Annotated in this window: 17 protein-coding genes; 8 read left to right on the top strand and 9 right to left on the bottom strand. The window is 66.6% G+C overall.

Going from position 1 to position 19,502, the window contains the following annotated elements:
* Positions 1-40 precede the first annotated feature (40 nt).
* The 3 genes from ACW6W5_RS11440 (at position 41) to ACW6W5_RS11430 (ending at position 3,067) form a co-directional block, all read left to right on the top strand.
* Complete coding sequence (locus ACW6W5_RS11440; protein WP_121044217.1) at positions 41-370, top strand: hypothetical protein; 330 nt, start codon at positions 41-43, stop codon at positions 368-370.
* A 40-nt stretch (positions 371-410) separates the two neighbouring features.
* The gene (locus tag ACW6W5_RS11435) at positions 411-1,343 is read left to right on the top strand and encodes an MBL fold metallo-hydrolase (protein WP_152152896.1); all 933 of its coding nucleotides are present in this window, start codon (positions 411-413) and stop codon (positions 1,341-1,343) included.
* Positions 1,344-1,414: 71 nt separating this feature from the next.
* Complete coding sequence (locus tag ACW6W5_RS11430; RefSeq protein WP_152152967.1) at positions 1,415-3,067, top strand: M28 family metallopeptidase; 1,653 nt, start codon at positions 1,415-1,417, stop codon at positions 3,065-3,067.
* Between the two features lie 18 nt (positions 3,068-3,085).
* Here the strand turns inward: ACW6W5_RS11430 and ACW6W5_RS11425 are convergent, their stop codons facing one another.
* Positions 3,086-3,469, bottom strand: a complete 384-nt coding sequence (locus ACW6W5_RS11425) for a hypothetical protein (RefSeq protein ID WP_226956645.1) — start codon at positions 3,467-3,469, stop codon at positions 3,086-3,088.
* 40 nt (positions 3,470-3,509) lie between these two features.
* On the bottom strand, positions 3,510-4,844 hold the full coding sequence (locus ACW6W5_RS11420) for an MFS transporter (protein ID WP_152152894.1): 1,335 nt from the start codon (positions 4,842-4,844) through the stop codon (positions 3,510-3,512).
* Between the two features lie 178 nt (positions 4,845-5,022).
* On the opposite strand from ACW6W5_RS11420, the gene yedA reads away from it, so the two are divergent.
* The 3 genes from yedA to ACW6W5_RS11405 all read left to right on the top strand — a co-directional run bounded on the left by yedA (position 5,023) and on the right by ACW6W5_RS11405 (position 7,115).
* Positions 5,023-5,925, top strand: coding sequence for a drug/metabolite exporter YedA (yedA, locus tag ACW6W5_RS11415; protein WP_121044205.1), 903 nt, complete (start codon positions 5,023-5,025; stop codon positions 5,923-5,925).
* Positions 5,922-6,842: an EamA family transporter RarD gene (gene rarD, locus ACW6W5_RS11410; protein ID WP_152152893.1), complete on the top strand. Its 921-nt coding sequence runs from the start codon at positions 5,922-5,924 to the stop codon at positions 6,840-6,842. The genes yedA and rarD overlap by 4 nt, the downstream gene beginning before the upstream one ends.
* A gap of 129 nt (positions 6,843-6,971) precedes the next feature.
* A complete protein-coding gene (locus ACW6W5_RS11405) occupies positions 6,972-7,115 on the top strand; it encodes a hypothetical protein (protein ID WP_193222802.1) in 144 nt (47 codons plus the stop codon).
* Positions 7,116-7,673: 558 nt separating this feature from the next.
* On the opposite strand, the gene ACW6W5_RS11400 is transcribed toward ACW6W5_RS11405, so the two are convergent.
* The 5 genes from ACW6W5_RS11400 to ACW6W5_RS11380 form a co-directional block, all read right to left on the bottom strand.
* On the bottom strand, positions 7,674-10,496 hold the full coding sequence (locus tag ACW6W5_RS11400; RefSeq protein WP_152152891.1) for a TonB-dependent receptor plug domain-containing protein: 2,823 nt from the start codon (positions 10,494-10,496) through the stop codon (positions 7,674-7,676).
* A gap of 431 nt (positions 10,497-10,927) precedes the next feature.
* Positions 10,928-12,238: an ABC transporter permease gene (locus ACW6W5_RS11395; protein ID WP_152152889.1), complete on the bottom strand. Its 1,311-nt coding sequence runs from the start codon at positions 12,236-12,238 to the stop codon at positions 10,928-10,930.
* Between the two features lie 10 nt (positions 12,239-12,248).
* Positions 12,249-13,409 carry an ABC transporter permease gene (locus ACW6W5_RS11390; RefSeq protein WP_152152887.1) on the bottom strand — a complete coding sequence of 387 codons (1,161 nt, stop codon included), beginning with the start codon at positions 13,407-13,409 and terminating at the stop codon, positions 12,249-12,251.
* Between the two features lie 14 nt (positions 13,410-13,423).
* Positions 13,424-14,113 (bottom strand): ABC transporter ATP-binding protein, encoded by a 690-nt coding sequence (locus ACW6W5_RS11385; RefSeq protein ID WP_102788867.1) that lies wholly within the window; start codon positions 14,111-14,113, stop codon positions 13,424-13,426.
* Positions 14,114-14,279: 166 nt separating this feature from the next.
* Complete coding sequence (locus tag ACW6W5_RS11380; RefSeq protein WP_121044189.1) at positions 14,280-15,515, bottom strand: efflux RND transporter periplasmic adaptor subunit; 1,236 nt, start codon at positions 15,513-15,515, stop codon at positions 14,280-14,282.
* A 408-nt stretch (positions 15,516-15,923) separates the two neighbouring features.
* On the opposite strand from ACW6W5_RS11380, the gene ACW6W5_RS11375 reads away from it, so the two are divergent.
* Entirely contained in the window at positions 15,924-17,159 is a 1,236-nt protein-coding gene (locus ACW6W5_RS11375; RefSeq protein WP_152152885.1) for a sensor histidine kinase, read from the top strand.
* A complete protein-coding gene (locus tag ACW6W5_RS11370; protein WP_046274363.1) occupies positions 17,156-17,758 on the top strand; it encodes a response regulator transcription factor in 603 nt (200 codons plus the stop codon). Before ACW6W5_RS11375 ends, ACW6W5_RS11370 begins: the two co-directional genes overlap by 4 nt.
* Positions 17,759-17,795: 37 nt before the next feature.
* On the opposite strand, the gene ACW6W5_RS11365 is transcribed toward ACW6W5_RS11370, so the two are convergent.
* Both ACW6W5_RS11365 and ACW6W5_RS11360 read right to left on the bottom strand, forming a co-directional pair.
* Entirely contained in the window at positions 17,796-18,356 is a 561-nt protein-coding gene (locus ACW6W5_RS11365; RefSeq protein WP_121044183.1) for a cytochrome b, read from the bottom strand.
* On the bottom strand, positions 18,353-19,465 hold the full coding sequence (locus ACW6W5_RS11360; protein ID WP_152152884.1) for a catalase family peroxidase: 1,113 nt from the start codon (positions 19,463-19,465) through the stop codon (positions 18,353-18,355). Before ACW6W5_RS11360 ends, ACW6W5_RS11365 begins: the two co-directional genes overlap by 4 nt.
* Positions 19,466-19,502: the final 37 nt, after the last annotated feature.

Below are 19,502 nucleotides of genomic sequence, written 5' to 3'. Positions count from 1 at the left end.
CTGCACGCCGCAGGGGCGTGTTCCTGCACGGGAGACTGCGATGGCCTGGTTGTCGTTGTTGTTGTTCCTGCCCTGGTTCGTGTTGTTGGGCACGCTGTACTGGCTGTTTCCGCGCCAGCCGCGTGGCACCGCGCGCCGCCTGTTCGATGGTGCCGCGCTGGTGCTGGCCTTCGTGCTGAGCATCCTGGCGATGCTGTGGGGCCATCACATCGGCGTGGTCCAGAACGATGCCGGACCGATCTGGCGACAGGTGCTGGCGGTGCTCTATGCCTACGGTGCGTTCCTGGCGGTGATGGTGGCCGCGGTGCTGCTGCGTGGGCCACTGCTGAGCGCGACTGCGACCAAAGCCGCATCGAAGCCGCTGCACTGATGGACGTAAGATGGAGGCGTTTCGTGCCAGGGATGTGTTGATGCACTCCGAGCCCAGCATTCATACGATCGACACCGCGTTCCAGCGCGATGATTTCGACGCCGCCTACCTGATCGTCGAGAATGGCCGGGCGGCCTTCATCGATTGCGGTACCGGCCTGGCCGTGCCGGCGATGTTCGCCGCGTTGGCGCGCGCCGGCTGCACGCCCGAGCAGGTCGAGTGGCTGATCCTCACCCACGTGCACCTGGATCATGCCGGCGGCGCAGGCCTGCTGATGCAGCAGCTGCCCAACGCCACACTGGTGGTGCATCCGCGCGGTGCGCCGCACATGATCGACCCGGCCCGCCTGATCGCCGGGGCCACCGAGGTCTATGGCGAAGCGGAGATCGCGCGCAGCTATGGGCCGATCCTGGCGGTGGCTGCCGACCGGGTGGTGATTGCCGAGGATGGCCACACCGTGGATCTGGCCGGCCGCCCGCTGCTGTGCGTGGATACGCCCGGGCACGCGCGTCATCACCTGTGCGTGTGGGATGTGCGCAGCCGCAGCTGGTTCACCGGCGATACCTTCGGGCTGTCCTACCGCGAGCTGGACAGCGTGCAGGGGGCCTTCATCGTGCCGACATCATCGCCGGTGCAATTCGATCCCGAGCCGCTGAAGCAGTCGATCGCGAAGATGCTGGCCTACGATCCACAGGCCATGTACCTGACCCACTACGGGCGCGTGGCGCCGCCCCGGAAACTGGCGGCGGATCTTGTCGAGCAGATCGATGCGATGGTCGAGATCGGTCGCCAATGCGATGGTCGGCCGGATCGGCATCGCTGCCTGGTCGCGGCGCTGACCGCGCTGTACCTGGAACGCGCGCAGGCGCATGGCTGCCCGCTCGATGATGAGGCGGTGACCCGGGTGCTGGCGATGGACATCGAACTCAACGCGCAGGGCTTGGCCTGCTGGCTGGATCGCGATCGGCGCTAGTGCACGGTCACGGAGGTGTCACGTTACACTCCGGTGTCCTGTTTTCCGTCCTGGTGTCTGCCGTGAATCCGATGCGCATGCTGCTGCTGTCGTCCTGCATGTTCGTGGGCGGCCTGGCCCACGCCGCCAATGACCTGCCTGGTGGCGGCATCGATCCACAGGCCCTGTCGCGGCATGTCCGCATCCTGGCCTCGGACGCGTTCGAAGGCCGCGCGCCGGCCACGCCGGGGGAAGAGCGCACGGTCCAGTACCTGATCGAGGAATTCAAGACGTACGGCCTGCAGCCCGGCGGCGTCGACGGCAGCTGGGTGCAGCCGGTGCCGATGGTGCGCGCGCAGGTCGATGGCCCGGTGCGCGCGCAGCTGCGCCAGAAGGGCAAGCAGCGCGCCCTGGCCAATGGCGAGGACGTGACCCTGCAGAGCCTGCGTCCGCAGGATGCGGTGGCGATCAAGAACGCACCGCTGGTGTTCGTCGGCTACGGCATCGATGCGCCCGAGCGCCATTGGAACGATTACAAGGACGTCGATCTGCACGGCAAGATCGCCGTGGTGCTGATCAATGACGCCGATTTCGAGGCCGACCAGCCGGGCGCGTTCGATGGCAAGGCCGTGACCTACTACGGCCGCTGGACGTACAAATTCGAAGAAGCCGCCCGCCGCGGTGCGCAGGGCGTGCTGATCGTGCACGAGACCGCGCCGGCCGCGTATGGCTGGGCCACGGTGAAGAGCTCGGGCACCTCGCCGCTGTTCGATATCGAACGCACCCGCGAGCAGGCGCTGGCCCAGCACGTGCCGGTGCGCGGCTGGATGCAGCGCAGCCTGGCCGAGCAGTTGTTCCGCGACGCGGGCCTGGATTTCGAGGCCGAGAAGCGCCGCGCGATGACCCCGGCCTTCAAGCCGGTTGCGCTGGGCGATGCGCAGCTCTCGGTGGACTTCAAGCTCAAGCGCGAGCAGGTGATCACCCGCAACGTGGTGGCCAAGCTGCCCGGCGGCGCACATGCCGATGAAGCGGTGATCTTCTCCGCGCATTGGGATGCCTTCGGTATCGGCCAGCCCGATGCCAAGGGTGACCGCATCCGTCGCGGTGCGATCGACAACGCCACCGGCGTGGCCACCGTGCTGGAGCTGGGCCGTGTCTTCGCCGCCGGCCCGCAGCCGCAGCGCACGCTGTACTTCGTGGCGCTGACCGCCGAAGAGAAAGGCCTGCTTGGCGCCAGCTACTACGCCGCGCACCCGCTGGCCCCGCTGGACAAGACCGCCGCCGTGTTGAACATCGAGATGTTCAGCCCGGATGGCCCGACCCGCGACATCGCCTCATGGGGCAAGGGCCGGGTCTCGCTGGAAGGGGACCTGGAGCGTGTGGCCAAGGCCCGTGGCCGGACCTATTCGCCGGATCCGAACCTGGAAGCGGGCTTCTTCTACCGCGCCGACCACTTCGCCTTCGCCCGCCTCGGCGTGCCGGCGATCACCATCGGCCCGGGGCTGGACATGCGTGAGGGCGGGATCGAGAAGGGCCGTGAGCTGCGTGATGCCTACTTCGCTGCCTGCTATCACCAGGCCTGCGATGCATGGATCCCGAGCTGGGATCCGAGCGGCCACGCCGCCGATACCCTGCTGGTCTACGACCTGGGCGCAGAGCTGGCCAACAGCCGTCGCTGGCCGCAGTGGGAAGAAGGGTCCGAGTTCCGCGCCGAGCGCGAGAAGAGTGAATCGGCGCGCCGTTGAGGCGACCGTCGGCGGCGCTCAGCGCCGCCGCAACAGGCGCCAGGCGCCCCAGCCGCTGGCCGCGAGCGCGGCCAGGTAACAGGCGATCATCCAGCCGAACCGCGTCGGCTGGGTGTCGGCACTGGCGGCATGCCGGCCGAAACGCAGCTGCAGCGCGCTGTGACCGCTGCCGAGGTCGGCCGCCAGTTGCAGTGCCAGGACGACCATCACCGCCAGCAGCGCCAGGCCGAAACCGATCCGCGGCCAGCGGGCCTGCGCCGATGGCCGCCCCAGCACCCACGCCACGGTCGTGCCGGCGGCGAGCAGGGCAGCCCCCCAAAACAATGCAGCGCCCGCAGGGGCGCTGATTGCATGAGCCGCGGTGCTGGCCTGGGCGAACCCCGGGACCAGCATCGCGAGCATCCCCCCACCCCGCGCGATCGCGGGGTGGGGGGTGCGGCGGTTACTTGCGCGTGCCATCAAGCCAGTTCGGGCCCTTGTTGGTCAGGAAGAACATATAGACCACCAGCGATACGGCGATGATCGCCGTGACGTACACCGCGAACATGCCGACCTGGCCGGTTTTCAGCGCGCCCTGGTACAGCAGCGGCGCGGTACCACCGAACAGCGAGTTGGCCATCGCATACCCAAAGCCCACGCCCAGTGCGCGCACATGGGTCGGGAACAGTTCGGCTTTGACCACTGCGTTGATGGAGGTGTAACCAGTCAGGATCACGAAGCCGATGCCCAGCACCAGGAAGGCCATGAACGGATCGTGCTGGTTGGGCAGTTCAGTGATCAGGTACCAGCTGTACAGCACACCGCCGATGCCGAAGAACACCAGCAGGCTCTTGCGCCCGACCATGTCCGACAGCCAGCCGCCGATCGGCTGCAGCACCATCAGGAAGGTCAGCACGCCCAGGTTGATCATCGTCCCGGTCATGACGTCATCGCCCGCGAATGCGCTCTGGATCATCTTCGGCCCATTGACCGAATAGGTATAGAACGCGACGGTGCCGCCGGCGGTGATCAGGAAGCACAGCAGCAGCGGACGCCACTGGTTGACGAACAGCTCACGCATCGAGCCGGAGGCCTTGGCGCGGCCATCGCGTGCGGCCTCGATGGAATCGGATTGCAACGATTCGTCCATGCTGCGGCGCAGCCAGAACACCACGATCGCCGCGACACCGCCGATGCCGAACGCCACGCGCCAGCCCCAGGCGGAGATCTCGGGCTTCTCCCAGAAGGTCAGCATGCCCAGCAGGGTCAGCTGCGCCAGCACGTGGCCACCGACCAGCGTGACGTAGTGGAACGAGGACAGGAAGCCGCGGCGGCCGGGAAGGGCGGCCTCGGACATGTACGTCGCACTGGTGCCGTATTCACCCCCGGTCGCGAAGCCCTGCAGCAGGCGCGCGAACAGCAGGATGACTGCCGCCCAGATGCCGATCTGCGAGGCGGTCGGGGTGATCGCGATCAGGAACGAACAGGCGGCCATCATCGTGACCGACACCGTCAGCGCCAGCCGGCGGCCGTAGCGGTCGGCGAAGCGGCCGAAGTACCACGCGCCGATCGGGCGCATCAGGAAGGTGGCGGCGAAGATCGCCCACACGTACATCGTGGAGTTCTTGTCGGCGGCCGAGAAGAACTGGGATTCGAAGTAGACCGCGAAGACCGAGTAGACGTAGACGTCATACCACTCGACCAGATTGCCGGCCGAGCCTTTGAGGGTATTGGAGATGGAACGCCGCAGGGCGGCCCGGTCAGAAGGTGCCGCGGTGGCGGGGACGGATGTACTCATACAGGGTAGGGGGTCCTGGCGGGGAAGCGTGGATTGCTCTTGTTACCTTACCGCACGTCAAAAACGGGTGCGTGTCAGGCATCACGATGCGGCCCGGTGAAATCAGCGTGCCAGCACAATGGGTGCCGCGCCATCGGCAACGGCCTAGAATTCGTGTTCCCCCGCACCGTGGTGGCCCATGGCCGTCCTACCCGAATCCCCGTCGGCCGCTCCCCGCAGCGGCCTGGTCGTCCTGGCGCTGCTGCTGGTGTACGTGGTCTGGGGGTCCACCTATCTCGGGATCCGGCTGGCGCTGGAGGGCGGCGCGCTGCCGCTGACGATGGTTTCCGGGGGCCGGTTCATCATCGCCGGTTCGCTGATGTACCTCGTGCTGCGGTGGCGTGGCTCGCCTGCCCCGACCAAGCGCCAGTGGCGCAACCTGGCGATCATGGGCCTGACCATGCTGGTGCTGGGCAATGGCATGGTGGTACTGGCCGAGCGCACGGTGTCCTCGGGCCTGGCCGCGACCGCGGTGGCCTCGGTGCCGCTGTGGATGGCCCTGTTCGGCGCGATGCGCGGGCAGAACGCCAGCCGTGGCGAGTGGCTGGGCATCGCGATCGGCTTCCTCGGCGTCGTCTGGCTCAACGCCGGCAGCAGCCTGACCGCTACGCCGCAGGGCCTGATCCTGCTGCTGATCGCCCCGATCGGCTGGGCCTTCGGCTCGATCTGGGCGCGCGGCCTGGATCTGCCCAGCCCGTTCATGACCGCCGCCGGGCAGATGCTCTGCGGTGGCGCGATGCTGATCGTGCTCGGCCTGCTCAGTGGCGAACGTCCGACTACCTTGCCCAGCATGAATGGGCTGCTGGCGGTGGCCTACCTGTGCATGTTCGGTTCGATCGTCGCCTTCACCGCCTACGTGTGGCTGCTGCACAACGTGCGCCCGGCGCTGGTGGCCAGCTACGCCTACGTCAATCCGGTGATCGCGGTGATCCTGGGCGTGATCATCGGCAACGAGCATTTTGGCGGCCGCGACTTCCTCGCGATGGCGGTGATCCTGGCCGGCGTGGTGGTGCTGACCCTGGCCCGGACGCGCGCGAAGTGAGCCTGCCCACCCACCACAGCGTGCAGGAACAACGCCGCGGGTTCGCGATCACTGCCTTCACCTTCACCCTGTGGGGCCTGGTGCCGGTCTACTGGCACCTGCTCAAGGCCGTGCCGTCGCAGCAGATCATCGCGCACCGCATCATCTGGAGCACGGTGCTGGTGGTGGCCTGGCTGCTGCTGAGCAACGGATTGGGCTGGTGGAAGGCCATCGCCGCGCAGCCGCGCGCGCTGCCGACGCTGGCACTGAGCAGCGTGGCGATCGCGTTCAACTGGGGCCTGTACATCTGGGCGATCAACGCCGGGCACGTGATCGAGACCAGCCTGGGATATTTCATCAACCCGCTGGTCAGCGTGGTACTCGGTGTGGTGGTGCTCAAAGAGCGCCTGCGCCGCCTGCAGTGGCTCGCGGTGGGCTGCGCGGCCCTCGGGGTGGCATGGCTGACCTTCGATGCCGGAACGCCGCCCTGGATCGCGCTGGGGCTGGCCTGTTCGTTCGGCCTGTACGGGCTGCTGCGCAAGATGATTTCGGTGGACCCGGTGGCGGGGCTCGGGATGGAGAGTCTGTATCTGTTCCTGCCAGCGATCGGGTTTGCGCTGTGGAGCGAGAACGGGCACGGCGGCGGGTTCTTCAGTGGCTGGGGCTGGCGCACCGATGCGTTGTTGATCTTCGGTGGTGCGGTGACGGCGTTGCCGTTGATCGGGTTTGCGTACGGGGTGAAGCGGATTCCGTTGTCGCTGGTGGGGATTCTGCAGTACATCGCGCCGAGTATCGGGTTGTTGTTGGGCGTGTTCTTTTTCCGCGAGCCATTCGATACGGCCAAGGCGGTGGGTTTCGCGGCGATCTGGACCGGGCTGCTGCTGTTCATCGGCGACGGTGTGTGGCGGTCGCGGGCGGTTGGTGCGTTGAATCGCTGAAGGCTGAAAAGCCTGAAGGCCGGAGCCTTGGTTTGCTGGGCTGCTTGGCCAGGCGGGGTGTGGGTGGGTGCGCAGGACCCGCCGTGAACCCATCCATGGGGGCTCATATGCCGCCATCCATGGCGGCATATGGTCCCGCACACCCACCCACACCCCGCCTCCGACAGTGGGCTGGTGGCCAAGGTCAAAGCGGCGGGCGGCCGGGCACTGCGGCGCTATTTCTGCAGCGCCGAGCGTACTGATCTGGTGGAAGCCACGCCGGTCGAAGCGTAGCCAAGACAGAGCGCAAGACAGAGGATATCCAAGCAGGTCGAGCGAACTGGAGCGGAGTCTGTGAGGCAGAGCAAAGTAACCCCTGAGCCTGCCCATCAAGCTGGGCGGATCAACGCCGAGCAGATCAACGCCGGGCAGATCAAAAGCCGAGCAGGTCAAAAGCCGAGCAGGTCAAAAGCCGAGCAGGTCAAAAGCCGCAGCCGGGATGCCGCTTTTCCATTGCGCACCAGCCCACTGTCAAAGGGTGGGCACGGGTGGGTTGGCGGGACCATATGCCGCCATGGATGGCGGCATATGAGCTTACATGGACGTACTTGCAGCGGGTCCCGACAACCCACCCGTGCCCGCCCAAGCCAGGGCTGGCCCAGCACTGAAGGCTGTTGCTCTAAAGGCTGTTGCTCTAAAGGCTGTTGCTCTAAAAGCCATCGCTCCAGAAGCCATCGCTCAAAAAACGTCAGCGCAAAAAAAAGACGGCGCCCGAAGGCGCCGTCTTACTTCCACTCAGCGGCTTGGAGAGAGTAAGCCGCAGATCAGAAAAGGTTGATCAGGCGAACCCGATCAGAAACGCTGCTGATACTTCATGTACATGTAGCGGCCGATATCGAACCCACCGTAGTACGTGAAACTGCTGTTCGGCTGGCTGTACATGATCGGGCCCTGATGGTCGAACACATTGTTCACGCCCATCGAGACCGTGCCATTCCACGGCAGCACATAACGCACCTGGATATCGTGGAACGTGTTCGAACCCACCTTGTTGACGCCCTGGCGGCCCGTGTACGCCGAACTGAAGCCCGGATTGCTGCACTCGGTCGTGTAGGCACAGTTCTCCTTCATGCTGGAGTAGTAACGCGCCGTCCAGCCGAGGCCGAAGTTGCCGTACTGATAGTCCAGGTTGAGGTTCGAACGCACGCGGAAGTTGCCTTCCCAGCCCGTGTACTGACGCACCGGCGTGGTGTCGACGTTGTCGTTCTTGCGCTCCAGGTAATCCACGTACGTGGTGTTCCAGGAGACCGCGAACTTGCCGATCGCCAGCTCCGGCAGACGGTAACGGACCGACAGGTCATAGCCGGCCGTTTCCTGATAGCCCGCGTTCAACAGCGTGCGGTCCAGACCGTTGACCTGGCCGATGGTGCGGCCCGACTTGGCACGGGTGAAGCGGTCGCATGCGGCATCCACACCCAGCACGTAGCACTGGTTGAGCATGTCCGTGGCCGACTCACCGACGATCACGTCATTGATGCGGATCTTCCACCAGTCCAGGCTCAGGTCCAGGCCCGAGACGAACTCCGGGCTGTAGACCACGCCCACGGTCCAGGTCTTGGCGGTTTCCGGCTTCAGTGCGGCGTTGGAGCCCGAGCTGAAGTCCGTGCCACCCTGCTGGCCCGGTACCGTCGCGGCGGTGCCGTCAGCGGCGAGCTGGCGGAAGTTGGCCGGGACACCGTTGGCCAGGCAGCGCGCCAGGACCTGCGGATTGTTGGCGGCCGCGCCGAAGCTGGTGTCGCACGGATCGGTGTACGAATCGCGCGTGCTGGTGGTGCCCCCGTACAGATCTTCCACGGTCGGCGCACGGAAGCCGGTGCCGTAGGTGGCGCGCACCAGCAGGCTGTCGATCGGCTTCCACTTCAGGCCGAACTTGGTGTTCGTGGTCGAGCCGAAGTTGTTGTAGTCCGAATAGCGACCGGCCATGTCCAGCGACAGTTCACGCGCGAAGGCCATGTCGGCCAGCAGCGGGACCTGCAGTTCCAGGTAGACCTCGTTGAGCGAGTAATCGCCCTGGGTCGGCTGGCCGGTGGTGCCGGCGATCAGGCCCTTCTGGACCATCAGGTCCGGCGAGTAGCTGGCTTCTTCACTGCGGTGCTCCACACCCAGTGCACCCAGGATGTCACCGGCCGGCAGGCTGAACAGCGAGCCGGAGATGTTCGCGCTGGCCACCTTGGTGGTGCTCTGCATCGTGTCGGTGAAGCGGGTGAACAGGAAGTCCTGCACGTCCTGGTTGCTCAGCGAGCCCGGGCCGTTATAGCCCATCGGGGCCAGCGGGTTCCACGGGGTGCAGCCGGCGATCACGTTGCCGACGCTGCCGCAATGGGCGACGTTGTTGGCATCCAGGAACGACGGGCCGACCGACTGGTTCACGTTCGGCTGGTACATGCTGCCCGTGCCGATGCGCTCGCCTTCGTTGCGGTTGTACATGTAGCTGACGTTCCAGTCCCAGTACCGCGAACCGGTCTCGAAGCTGCCTTCCAGGCCCAGGCTGGCGCGCTTGGTGGTCAGGTTGTTCTCGGTACCGCGCGGCAGCTCTTCGGTGCGGTGCGCGAAGGCAACGTCGCGGCCGAACGGGTTGAACGCGCTGTCCTTGGAGAGCAGCGCACGCGAACCGGTGCTCTGGTACGGGTAGCCGGCCAGCTGCTTGCTGGACTCGCGCTCGCTGTACAGCGCATCGGCGACCAGGCGCAGGTCATCGGTGATCGAGAAGCCACCGTTGGCGAACACCGACTTGCGCTGCAGCCCGGTGACCAGGCTCATGTTGGTCTTGGTGTTGGCGTCGTTGGCCTTGTCCGCCGGCTTGAAATTGCCCAGCTGGGTCGGATCGCCGCCCGGGCCCACGCTGAGGTTCTTGCCATCCACGGTCGCGTAGCCCCACGGCGTGACGCCGCTCAGGCCGTCGCCGGTGTGGCGCGGGCCATTCGGGTACGCGGTGAACTCACGTGCGCCGCCCAGGACCGGATCTTCGTCGGTGTACTCGCCGCCCACCGTGACCCAGCCACGCTCGAAGGTCTTGCCGAAGGTCGCGCTGTAGGCGGTCTTCTGGCCGTCGCCTTCGCTGTACTGGCCGACGTAGGCGCTGACTTCGGCACCGTCGAAGTTCTTGCGGGTGATGATGTTGACCACGCCGGCGATGGCGTCCGAGCCGTACAGGGCCGAGGCACCGTCGGTCAGCACTTCCACGCGCTCCACGATCGAGGACGGGATCGAGGCCAGATCGGAGTAACCGCCGGCGCTGACGCCCATGCGGCGGCCGTCGATCAGCACCAGGCTGCGTTCCGGGCCCAGGTTGCGCAGGCTCACGTACATGCCGCCGAAGTCGCGACCCGATTCCAGCGAGGAGGCACGGCTCATGCTCGGCGAGCCGGCGGCGGTGACGTCCTGCAGGATGTCGGCGACGTTGACGTAGCCCTTCTTCTCGATCTCGGCGCGGTTCAGCGCGACGACCGGCTGGGCCGATTCGACACTGGCCTGGCGGATGCGCGAGCCGGTGATCTCGATGCGATCCAGGTTGGTGGTGCCGTCATCGGCACTTTGTGCGAAGGCGGGGGCACTGCAGCTGGCGACAAGCGCGATGGCGATCGCGTTGCGCAGCGGATTGGTCTTCAAATACATCCGTGCGTTTCTCTTTCTCTGTAAAAACATTCGCCCGTTGGGGCGGCGTGGGGAACAACACACCACGACGTGGGGGGCGGGAGTCTAATGACTTTTCAAATTTTTTACTTTCATTTGAAAGCGTAAAAAGCGCTTTAAATGAACGATGGCTGACAAAACCACGCATTCAGACGAAACCTTTTTCACATCGTCGTGAGGTGCACATCAAACAGCACGCTCGCGTGGGGCCGAGGCAGCAATAGCGGCGAGGTGCGAAGCAACTTGAGTGGATACGACCTGCCGTCGCAGCGTGCGTACAGCTGCGCGCTCCGCAGCTAAACGTGCAGTGAACACGCAGGCACAAAAAAAGAACCGCACTCTTGCAAGTGCGGTTCCGAAGTTGCTATTTCGCGTGCGCGATCACGCGCAGGCGCGTTGTTCAAACGTATCGCTCAGGTCTCACGCAACGCCGTGGTGATCGGCAGCCGCGCTGCGCGCAGGGCCGGGAACAGGCCGCCGACCAAGCCGATGCCGAGCGCCCACTTCAAGCCTGTCCACAGCAGCTGCGGCGAGACCTGGAACTGGAACACCACCTGGCTGAAGTTGTTGCCCAGCGTGGAGACGGTGTAGTTGTTGAACACCAGCCACGCCACCAGCCCACCGAGCAGGCCGCCGAGCAGGGCCAGCAGCATCGTCTCCAGCATCACTGCGGTCACCACCGGCACGCCGCGGAAACCGATTGCCCGCATCGTTGCGATCTCACGCGCCCGTGTCGCCACGGCCGCATACATGGTGTTGAGTGCACCGAACACCGCGCCGATCGCCATGATCGCGCCGATCACCGTGCCCAGGATGCTGATCAGCTTGCTCAGGCCGCCGGACTGCTTGCGGTAGTAGTCGCGGGTGGTCTCCACATCCAGCTTCAGGCGCGGGTCGGCCTCCATGGCGTCCTTGAACTGCTTGAAGCCCGCCGCCCCTTCGGTGCGCACGTTGACCGACTGATACGCACTGCGGTTGTACGTGGTGGACAACGTCTGCGTGTCCGACCACAGCTCCGACTCATGCACATCGTTGGAGGCGAACACGCCCACCACCTTCCATTCCTGCTTGCCCAGCTGCAGGGTCTTGCCAATCTCCAGGCCCTCGAACTGCGCCTGCGCGCCCTTGCCGACCACGATCTCGCGCAGGCCCGGCTTGAACCTGCGTCCCGCGATGATGCGCACGTTGTCGCGCACGGCCCATGCCTGCTCGCCGACGCCGCGGAACTGCACGTTGGTATCGCTGTGGTCGCTGCGCGAGAGCAGGCTGATCACCTGCGACAGCTCGGCGGAGATCAGCGGTTTGCCGTCGCTGCCGCGGGCCACACCGGGCAGGTTCTCGATCAGCGGGACCTGGTCGCGCATGATCACCGAGTTGGTTTCCGCCTGCGAGCCGCCGCGCAGCACGATCGCCACGTCATCGCTGCCGCTGCGCTCCAGGGTGGCCTTGAAGCCATCGCCCATGGCCAGCATCGCCACCAGCACCCCGACCACGCCGGCGATGCCGACCACGATCACCGAGGAGGCACCCCAGCGCTGCGGCAGGCTGGCAATGCCGATCCGTGCAGCCGCCAGCGACAAGCGGCCACTGCGGGTAAGCACCAGCCATGCGGCCAGCAGCACGGCGATCGCCAGCACCATCCACCACGGCAGCACGATCCACACCACCAGGGCGACCAGCAGCGCCACCACGGTCAATACGTTCCACATCCAGTGCGTTTTCATGGTGGTCTCCTCAGCGCCCGGCCAGTGCATCGACGATCTTCAACCGCTGCGCGCGCAATGCCGGCAGCAGGCCCACCACGATCCCGATCACCGCCATCAGGCACAGCGCCACCACCCACGTCTGCGCCGGCACGCCGGGCAGACTGATCATGCCCTGGCTGCTGGCGCTGATCACCGGCATCACGATCGAGGCCAGGCCCATGCCGATCAGCCCGCCGAGCACGATCAGCAGCACCGACTCGACCATCACCAGCACCAGCACGGTGCCGTCCTTGAAGCCCAGCGTCTTGAGGATCGCCAGCTCCGGGACGCGCTCGCGCACGGCCTGGGCCATGGTGTTGCCGGTCAGCAGCACGAGGGTGAAGAACACCGCGGCCATGATCCCGGTGACGATCAAACCGATATCGGCGAACTGCTTGGCAAACGCCTGCGAGAACGAGGCCTCGGTCTGCGACTTGGTTTCGTGATCGGAGTTCAGCGACAGCGCATCGATCGCCTGCGCCACGCGTGAGGCATGGGCGGGGTTCTCCAGCTGCACGGTGTAGAAGCTGACCTGGTTCTTGATGTAGTCGTTGGATTCATCGAAGTAGCTCCAGTGCAGCATCATCTGGTTCTCCGCACCGGCGTTGTTGCGGTCCTTGGCCCGGTAGATGCCGCTCAATACCAGCGGCCAGTCGTTGCTGCCCTTGCGCGGGAAGATCGTGGCCTGCATTGGAATGGTGTCACCCACCTTCCAGCCGAAGCGCTTGGCCAGGGCTTCACCGACCAGTGCACCGGTGCGGGTGTTCTTGAATGCCTCGGCCTGCTCGGGCGGCAGCTCGAACTCCGGGTACAGGTCCATGTAGTTGTCCGAGACCGAGAAGCTCGGGAAGAAGTTCTTCTGGTCCTGGTAGATGCCGCCGAACCACATGGCATAGTTGACCTTGCGCACGCCCGGGGTGGCTTCGATGTCGCGCAGCAGCCGCAGCGGCAGGCTCTGGGTGATCGAGAGCTTGGAGGAGACCACCAGCCGCTTGGCGCCTTCGATGGTGTCACCGCCGGAGTTGAACGCTACCCGGACCGAATCGAGCATGCCGAACAGCAGGAAAGCCGCCACCACCGACAACAACGTCAGCAGGGTGCGGGTCTTGCTGCGGAACAGCTGTGCCCAGACCAGCGAGAAGTATTTCATCGCCGCATCCTCCGTCAGTGGGCCGCTGGCGCGTCGGCCAGTTCGCCCTTGTCCAGGTGCACCGTGTGCGTGGCGTACTCGGCGGCCTTGGGATCATGGGTGACCATGATGATGGTCTTGCCGTGTTCGCGGTTGAGCTGCTGCAGCAGCCCCAGGATCTCCTCGGCGGACTGGCGGTCCAGGTCACCGGTGGGCTCATCGCAGATCAGGAAGGTCGGGTCGGAAACGATCGCACGGGCAATCGCCACGCGCTGCTGCTGGCCACCGGAGAGTTCATTCGGGCGGTGGCTGCGGCGGTCGGCCAGGCCGACCAGGGTCAGCGCGATCTCGGCGTTGCGCTTGCGCTGCGCGGCGCCCAGGTGCGTGAGCAGGAGTGGCAGCTCCACGTTCTTCTGGGCGGTCAGCATCGGCATCAGGTTGTAGAACTGGAACACGAAGCCGACGTGGTGGCTGCGCCAGGTCGAGAGCTGGCCGCCGCTCATGCGGTCGATGCGCTCGCCTTCGATCTCGATCTCGCCGGCGGTGGGCGTATCCAACCCACCGATCAGATTCAGCAGGGTCGTCTTGCCCGAGCCGGACGGGCCCATCAACGCGACGAAATCGCCGGCCTGGATGTCCAGGTCGATGCCGTGCAGCACCTGCACTTTCTCGGGGCCGCGCTGGTAGGTCTTGGTGATGTTGCGGAGCGAAACCAGGGTGGACATGGGTGGTTCTCCGTGGATCGGGAAGAAAGGGCATTCGGCGCGTCCGGGCGAGGGCCGCCGGGTTCCACAGTGACGGGCAGCCGCCACCGTGCGCGCCGTGACGGCACGAGGGAATCGCACTTGCCGCGAGCGTGAGAGTGGCTCGCGTGACGCAGCTGCTGACCCGTCAGGGGGTTTCGGTGACCTTGCTGCCGTCGTGCAGCTCGGCCGGTGGTGTGGTCACCACGACCTCGCCGGCGCTCAGGCCCCGGGTGACCTGGCGGTCGTTGTTGAGCGTGGTGCCCACGGTGATCGCGCGCTGTTCCACCCGCGCGTCGTCCTTGACCACGAAGGCGACCGTCTTCTGCTCGCGCTCCACGATCGCCGAGGCCGGGACGCGCACGCCCTGCGGTTTGGCGGCTTCGGCAGGCTGGGCGCTCTCCAGGAAGCTGACCCGCACGCCCATCTCGGGAACGATGCGTGGGTCCTTTGTCTTCAGCGCCACGCGCACTTTCACGGTGGCCTTGCCGCGGTCGGCGGTGGGGATGATCGCGATCACCTCGGCCGGAATTTTCCAGTCCGGGTAGGCATTGAGCGTGGCCTCGACCGGCATCTTCGGCTGCACGCGGCCGATGAAGGATTCGCCGACCTCGACTTCGATCTCCAGCGAATCCATGTCCACGATGGTGCCGATGCCGGTGCGGGTGAAGCCGCCGCCCGCCGACAGCGGCGAGACGATCTCGCCCGGCTGGGCAGCCTTGGCGGTGACCACGCCGGAGAACGGCGCGCGCACGATGTTGTTGTCCACGCCGAGGTCGGCGATCGCCAGCGAATCGCTGGCCACGGTGGTGTTGCGCTGGGCGGTTCTGAGCTGGGCGCGGAGGTTGTCGCGCTGGGCGATGGCCAGGTCGTACTGCGAGCGCGAGACCAGCTGCTGGCCAACCAGTGCCTGCAGGCGGCCCGCTTCGGCGTCGGCCTGGGCCACCTGGGCCTGCAGCCCGGCCAACTGGCTGCGTGCGGCTTCAAGCTGCGAGGCGGAGAGGCTGCGCTGGGCGTTGGCATCGATCGGGTCGAGTGTGGCCATCACCTGGCCCTCTTCCACGCGCATGCCTTCCTCGATCATCACCTCCCGGACCTTGCCGGTGATCTTGGCCGAGACGGTGGCCATGCGCCGGGCGACCACGTAGCCGCTGGCGTCGAGCACCGAGCTGCTGGCGCCGCCCTGCTGGATCGCCACCACGGGCGCGGTGGTCACAGCGATCGGGCGCTCGCGGCCGAGCACGAACCAGGCCAGGCCGGCCAGCACAATGAGAAGGACGATCGCCAGCACGATCCAGCGGCCACGTCGCGAGGGCGACGGGGGCGGCGAACCGGCCTTGCGGTCGATGCGGAGTTCCTTGAGCAGTTCAGCGGATGCGTTCATCGTGAGTCTGGACGGGGAATCGGGCCGAGTGTGACCGCATCGGCGGCCGGGGGGCAAACCGGCACGGTGGCCGGGGTGGTGCACAGCATGCCCGGCAGCCTGCGGCGCCGGCAGTGACAGCTGTCACCCGCATGGGCTGACGACGGCCACTGCGGTGGGCCGCGCCGATGAGGGACGCTGTGGCTGTCCTCTTCGGGAGTCCGCCATGACTGAATCCATTGCCTCGCCAGTGGCCTGCCTTCGCTGGCACCGCTGTGGCCGACCTGGCATCTGGCCCAGCTGGCATTGCCGGCGGTCGGCCAGCCGGCGCAGGGCAGTGCTTGGGTGCATGTGGCCGTGCTGCTCTGCATTACCGTCATGGCGCTTGGGCTGGCACGGCGCCGCCTGCGGCGCATCGGCTGAAGTGGCATGATCGCGCCTGATCGTTCTGCCCTGGAATCGTCCGTGTCCTTCAGTCGGCTCGCCTCCCTGTTGCGCCCTGCGCCGGATTCGGCCGTGGCCGAGAACCTGCGGCGCGGCAGATCGCCGTGGGTCGATGCGATCCACCTGCTGTGGACGCTGTGGGTGTTCCTGACGCCGTTGTTCGGCGGTGGTTACACGTGGCGCTGGGCGGCGCTGACCCTGCTGACCTACCCGGTGTTCCTGGTCCTGTACGCCGCTGTGCTGCTCGCACCGCGTTGCCACGCACCGCGCTATGCGCTGTCGATGGTGGTGCTGGGGCTGGTGCCGCTGGCGTGGTACCCCTCGGCGGTGAGCTACTTCATTTTCGGCTGTGTCACCCTGCGCGTCTCGCGCCGCAGTGGCTACGGGCGCTATCTGCTGCAGCTGGTGGGCTTGAACGCGTTGTTCGTGGTGGTGGGTCTGTTGGCCCACTATCCGTGGCAGGCGCTGATCTGGATCCCGAGCATGGCAATGATCATCAGCCTGGTGGTCAATTTCGAAACCGCGAGCCACGAACAGGATGCAGCGCTGCAGCTGTCCCAGGATGAAGTGCGCCGGCTGGCGGCGACTGCCGAACGCGAGCGCATCGGCCGCGATCTGCACGATCTGCTGGGGCATACGCTGTCCTTGATCACCTTGAAGCTGGAGCTCTCGCGCAAGCTGGCCGACCGCGATCCGGTGGGCTCGCGCCGCGAAGTGGACGAGGCTGAAACGATCGCGCGGCAGGCGCTGGCCGAAGTGCGCAGCGCGGTGACCGGTATCCGCGCCAGCGATCTGGCCGCCGAACTGGCTTCGGCCCGATTGCTGCTGGAGTACCAGCATGTGCATCTGCACTACGCGCCGCCGCCGCCGATGCCGGTCGATACCGAGCGTGCGCTGTCGCTGGTGCTGCGCGAGGCGGTGACGAATGTCGCCCGCCATGCGCAGGCGCGGCAGGCGTGGATCACCTTCGAACAGGACGGGCGCAGTCTGTTGATGCAGATCCGTGATGACGGGCGCGGCGGCGTCCACGTTGATGGGAACGGGCTGACCGGGATGCGCGAACGCGTCGCTGCACTGCGTGGCACCCTGGCGGTGCAGTCGGCAAAAGGGGAGGGCACCTGCGTGACGGTGCGGGTCACCTTGCCGGCCGCGACCACCGCCGTGGTGGCGCCGGTGGAGGTGCCGACCGCGCCGTCGCTGCCTGCCGGGGGCGCATCATGATCCGCATCGTGCTCGCCGAAGACCAGGCGATGGTGCGTGGCGCCTTGTCCGCGCTGCTCGGGCTGGAGCCGGACATCGAGGTGCTCGGCAGTGCGGCCGACGGCGAGGCCGCGTGGCGGATGCTGCAGCAGCTCAAACCGGACATCCTGGTCACCGACATCGAAATGCCCGGGCTGTCCGGGCTGGAGCTGGCGCAGCGGATCGCCCGCCAGGGGCTGCCGATCAAGGTGGTGATCGTCACCACCTTCGCGCGTTCGGGTTTCCTGCGCCGCGCGCTGGATGCCGGCGTCTGCGGCTACCTGCTCAAGGACGCCCCGGCCGAGCGCCTGGCCGATGCGCTGCGCCAGGTGCAGCACGGCGGCCGCGCGATCGACCCGCAGCTGGCATTGGATGCATGGTCGCAGGCCGATCCACTCAACGACCGCGAGCGTCAGGTGCTGCGCCTGTCCGGCGACGGCCGCTCGGCCAGCGAGATCGCCACCCAGCTCGGCCTCTCGCACGGCACGGTGCGCAACTACTTGTCCGAGTGCATCGGCAAGCTCGGCGTCGCCAACCGCATCGAAGCGTATCGGCTGGCGCGGCAGAAAGGCTGGCTGTAACGCGGTCGGTGGCTACCAGGATGCCAGGCAGCCTGATTTATCCGGCATCATCGTTGCGCTCTTTCTCCGGCCCCTTCGCCATCGCCTGGAACACGCCATCGCGGCGCACCCACAGGTGGAACAGCGCCGCTGACAGGTGCATCACCACCGTGGCGAACAGCACATAGGCGAGCAGGCTGTGTGCGTTGCGCAGGGCGGCGTACAGCGCCGGGTTGTGTGGCAGGATCGCCGGCAGGTGGACGCCTCCTCCCATCACGATCGGGTAGCCGCCGGCAGAGAGCATGCCCCAGCCGACCAGCGGCATCGCCAGCATCAGTCCGTACAGCACCCAGTGCGAGGCATGCGCGGCCGCGGCCTGCCAGGCGGGCAGATCGGCTGGCAGCGGCGGTGGGCGATGCCGCAGGCGGTTGTACAGGCGCACCAGCACCAGCAGCAGGATCGCGATGCCGAGTGGTCGATGCAGATCGATCAGCATCGGCCGCCAGTGCAGCGAAGCGACCATGGTCACACCGACGAACAGCATGGTCAGGATCATCGCCGCCATCAGCCAGTGCAGGACGCGTGCGAGGAGATTGAAATGGCCGGCATCACGGTTCATCGCGCACCTTCCTTGCCCGTCGCAACGGGTGCTTTGCCGCTGGCGATTTCGCGCTCGCGGCGATTGAACGATTGCGAATACACCGCCGAGCGTGCGGCCAGGATGGGATCATCCGTGCCCGCTACACCACTGGGCAGGATCAGCGGATCGTAATTGAGATCGCGGCACGCGCCGGTGGCCTGCGGCTGCATGCTGCTCAGGGTGAGTGTGCCGGCCTTCACCTGGCGGCGGTCCTCCGGCCAGACCTGCGAGGGATCATTGACCGGGTCGCCATCGTTGGCGAGGGTCACCCACATATCCCAGCGCACCGGGCCCTGCGCCAGCCGCTGCGCGAACTCATCACTGAGGAAATCATCGTCGGACTGCGCGCGCTGCTCCGGCGTCATGTCCTCGAAGGGCGCCTGCGGGCGCATGCTCCAGCGCACGAAGCGGTGGCTGCCATCGGTGGCGGTGAAGCGGAAACTGTTGACGCCGTTGTAGGTGGTGTTGGCCCAGCTGTTCGACCACGGGGCAGTCTTGGCCCACTGCTGGAAGGCACGCGCGGAGGGGTACTTCTCCAGCACGGCGGCCATCTTTGCCGGGTCTGGTTTACCGGTGGCCGGGTCCGGGATGCCGGCCCGGGTCTGTTCCAGGAAGGCCTCGGCAGTGGGCACCGCGAAGAACGGGAAGCTGTTCATTGCCATGCGCCATTCCTGGCCGTCGTCGCTGACCAGCTGCAGCGCCATGCTGCGCACGCGGGCCTTGTTGTCGGCGCCATGCGGGTCACCGCCGCCGATCGAGAGGCGGCCCAGTACCGGTACCTGGCGCTGGCGGAACACGCGTGCCGAACTCAGCGCCGCGCCCTCCGGTGTGCCCTGGAACACGCCGCTGACGCAGACACCTTTGGTATGCGCGCGGCGGAAGCCGGGCTGCGGGGGGCCGGTCGCCTCGATGGCATCGGTGAAGGTCTGCGCGGTGACGCGGTCGCGGCCGATCCAGCCGGCCAGCCAGGCAAAGGCCAGCACCAGGCCGCCGGCGATCAGGGCGATCAGGGCGATCCACAGCAACGGTGAGGGAGGGCGTGGGGCGCCCGGTTCGCGACCAGCGCGGGTATAGCCGAAGAGCGACATGTCCGGATTCCTGCCTTCACGATGCGTGTGGGTGGGC

The organism is Stenotrophomonas sp. IS26, from assembly GCF_054188265.1.
This window is presented reverse-complemented; position numbering and strand designations above follow the sequence as displayed.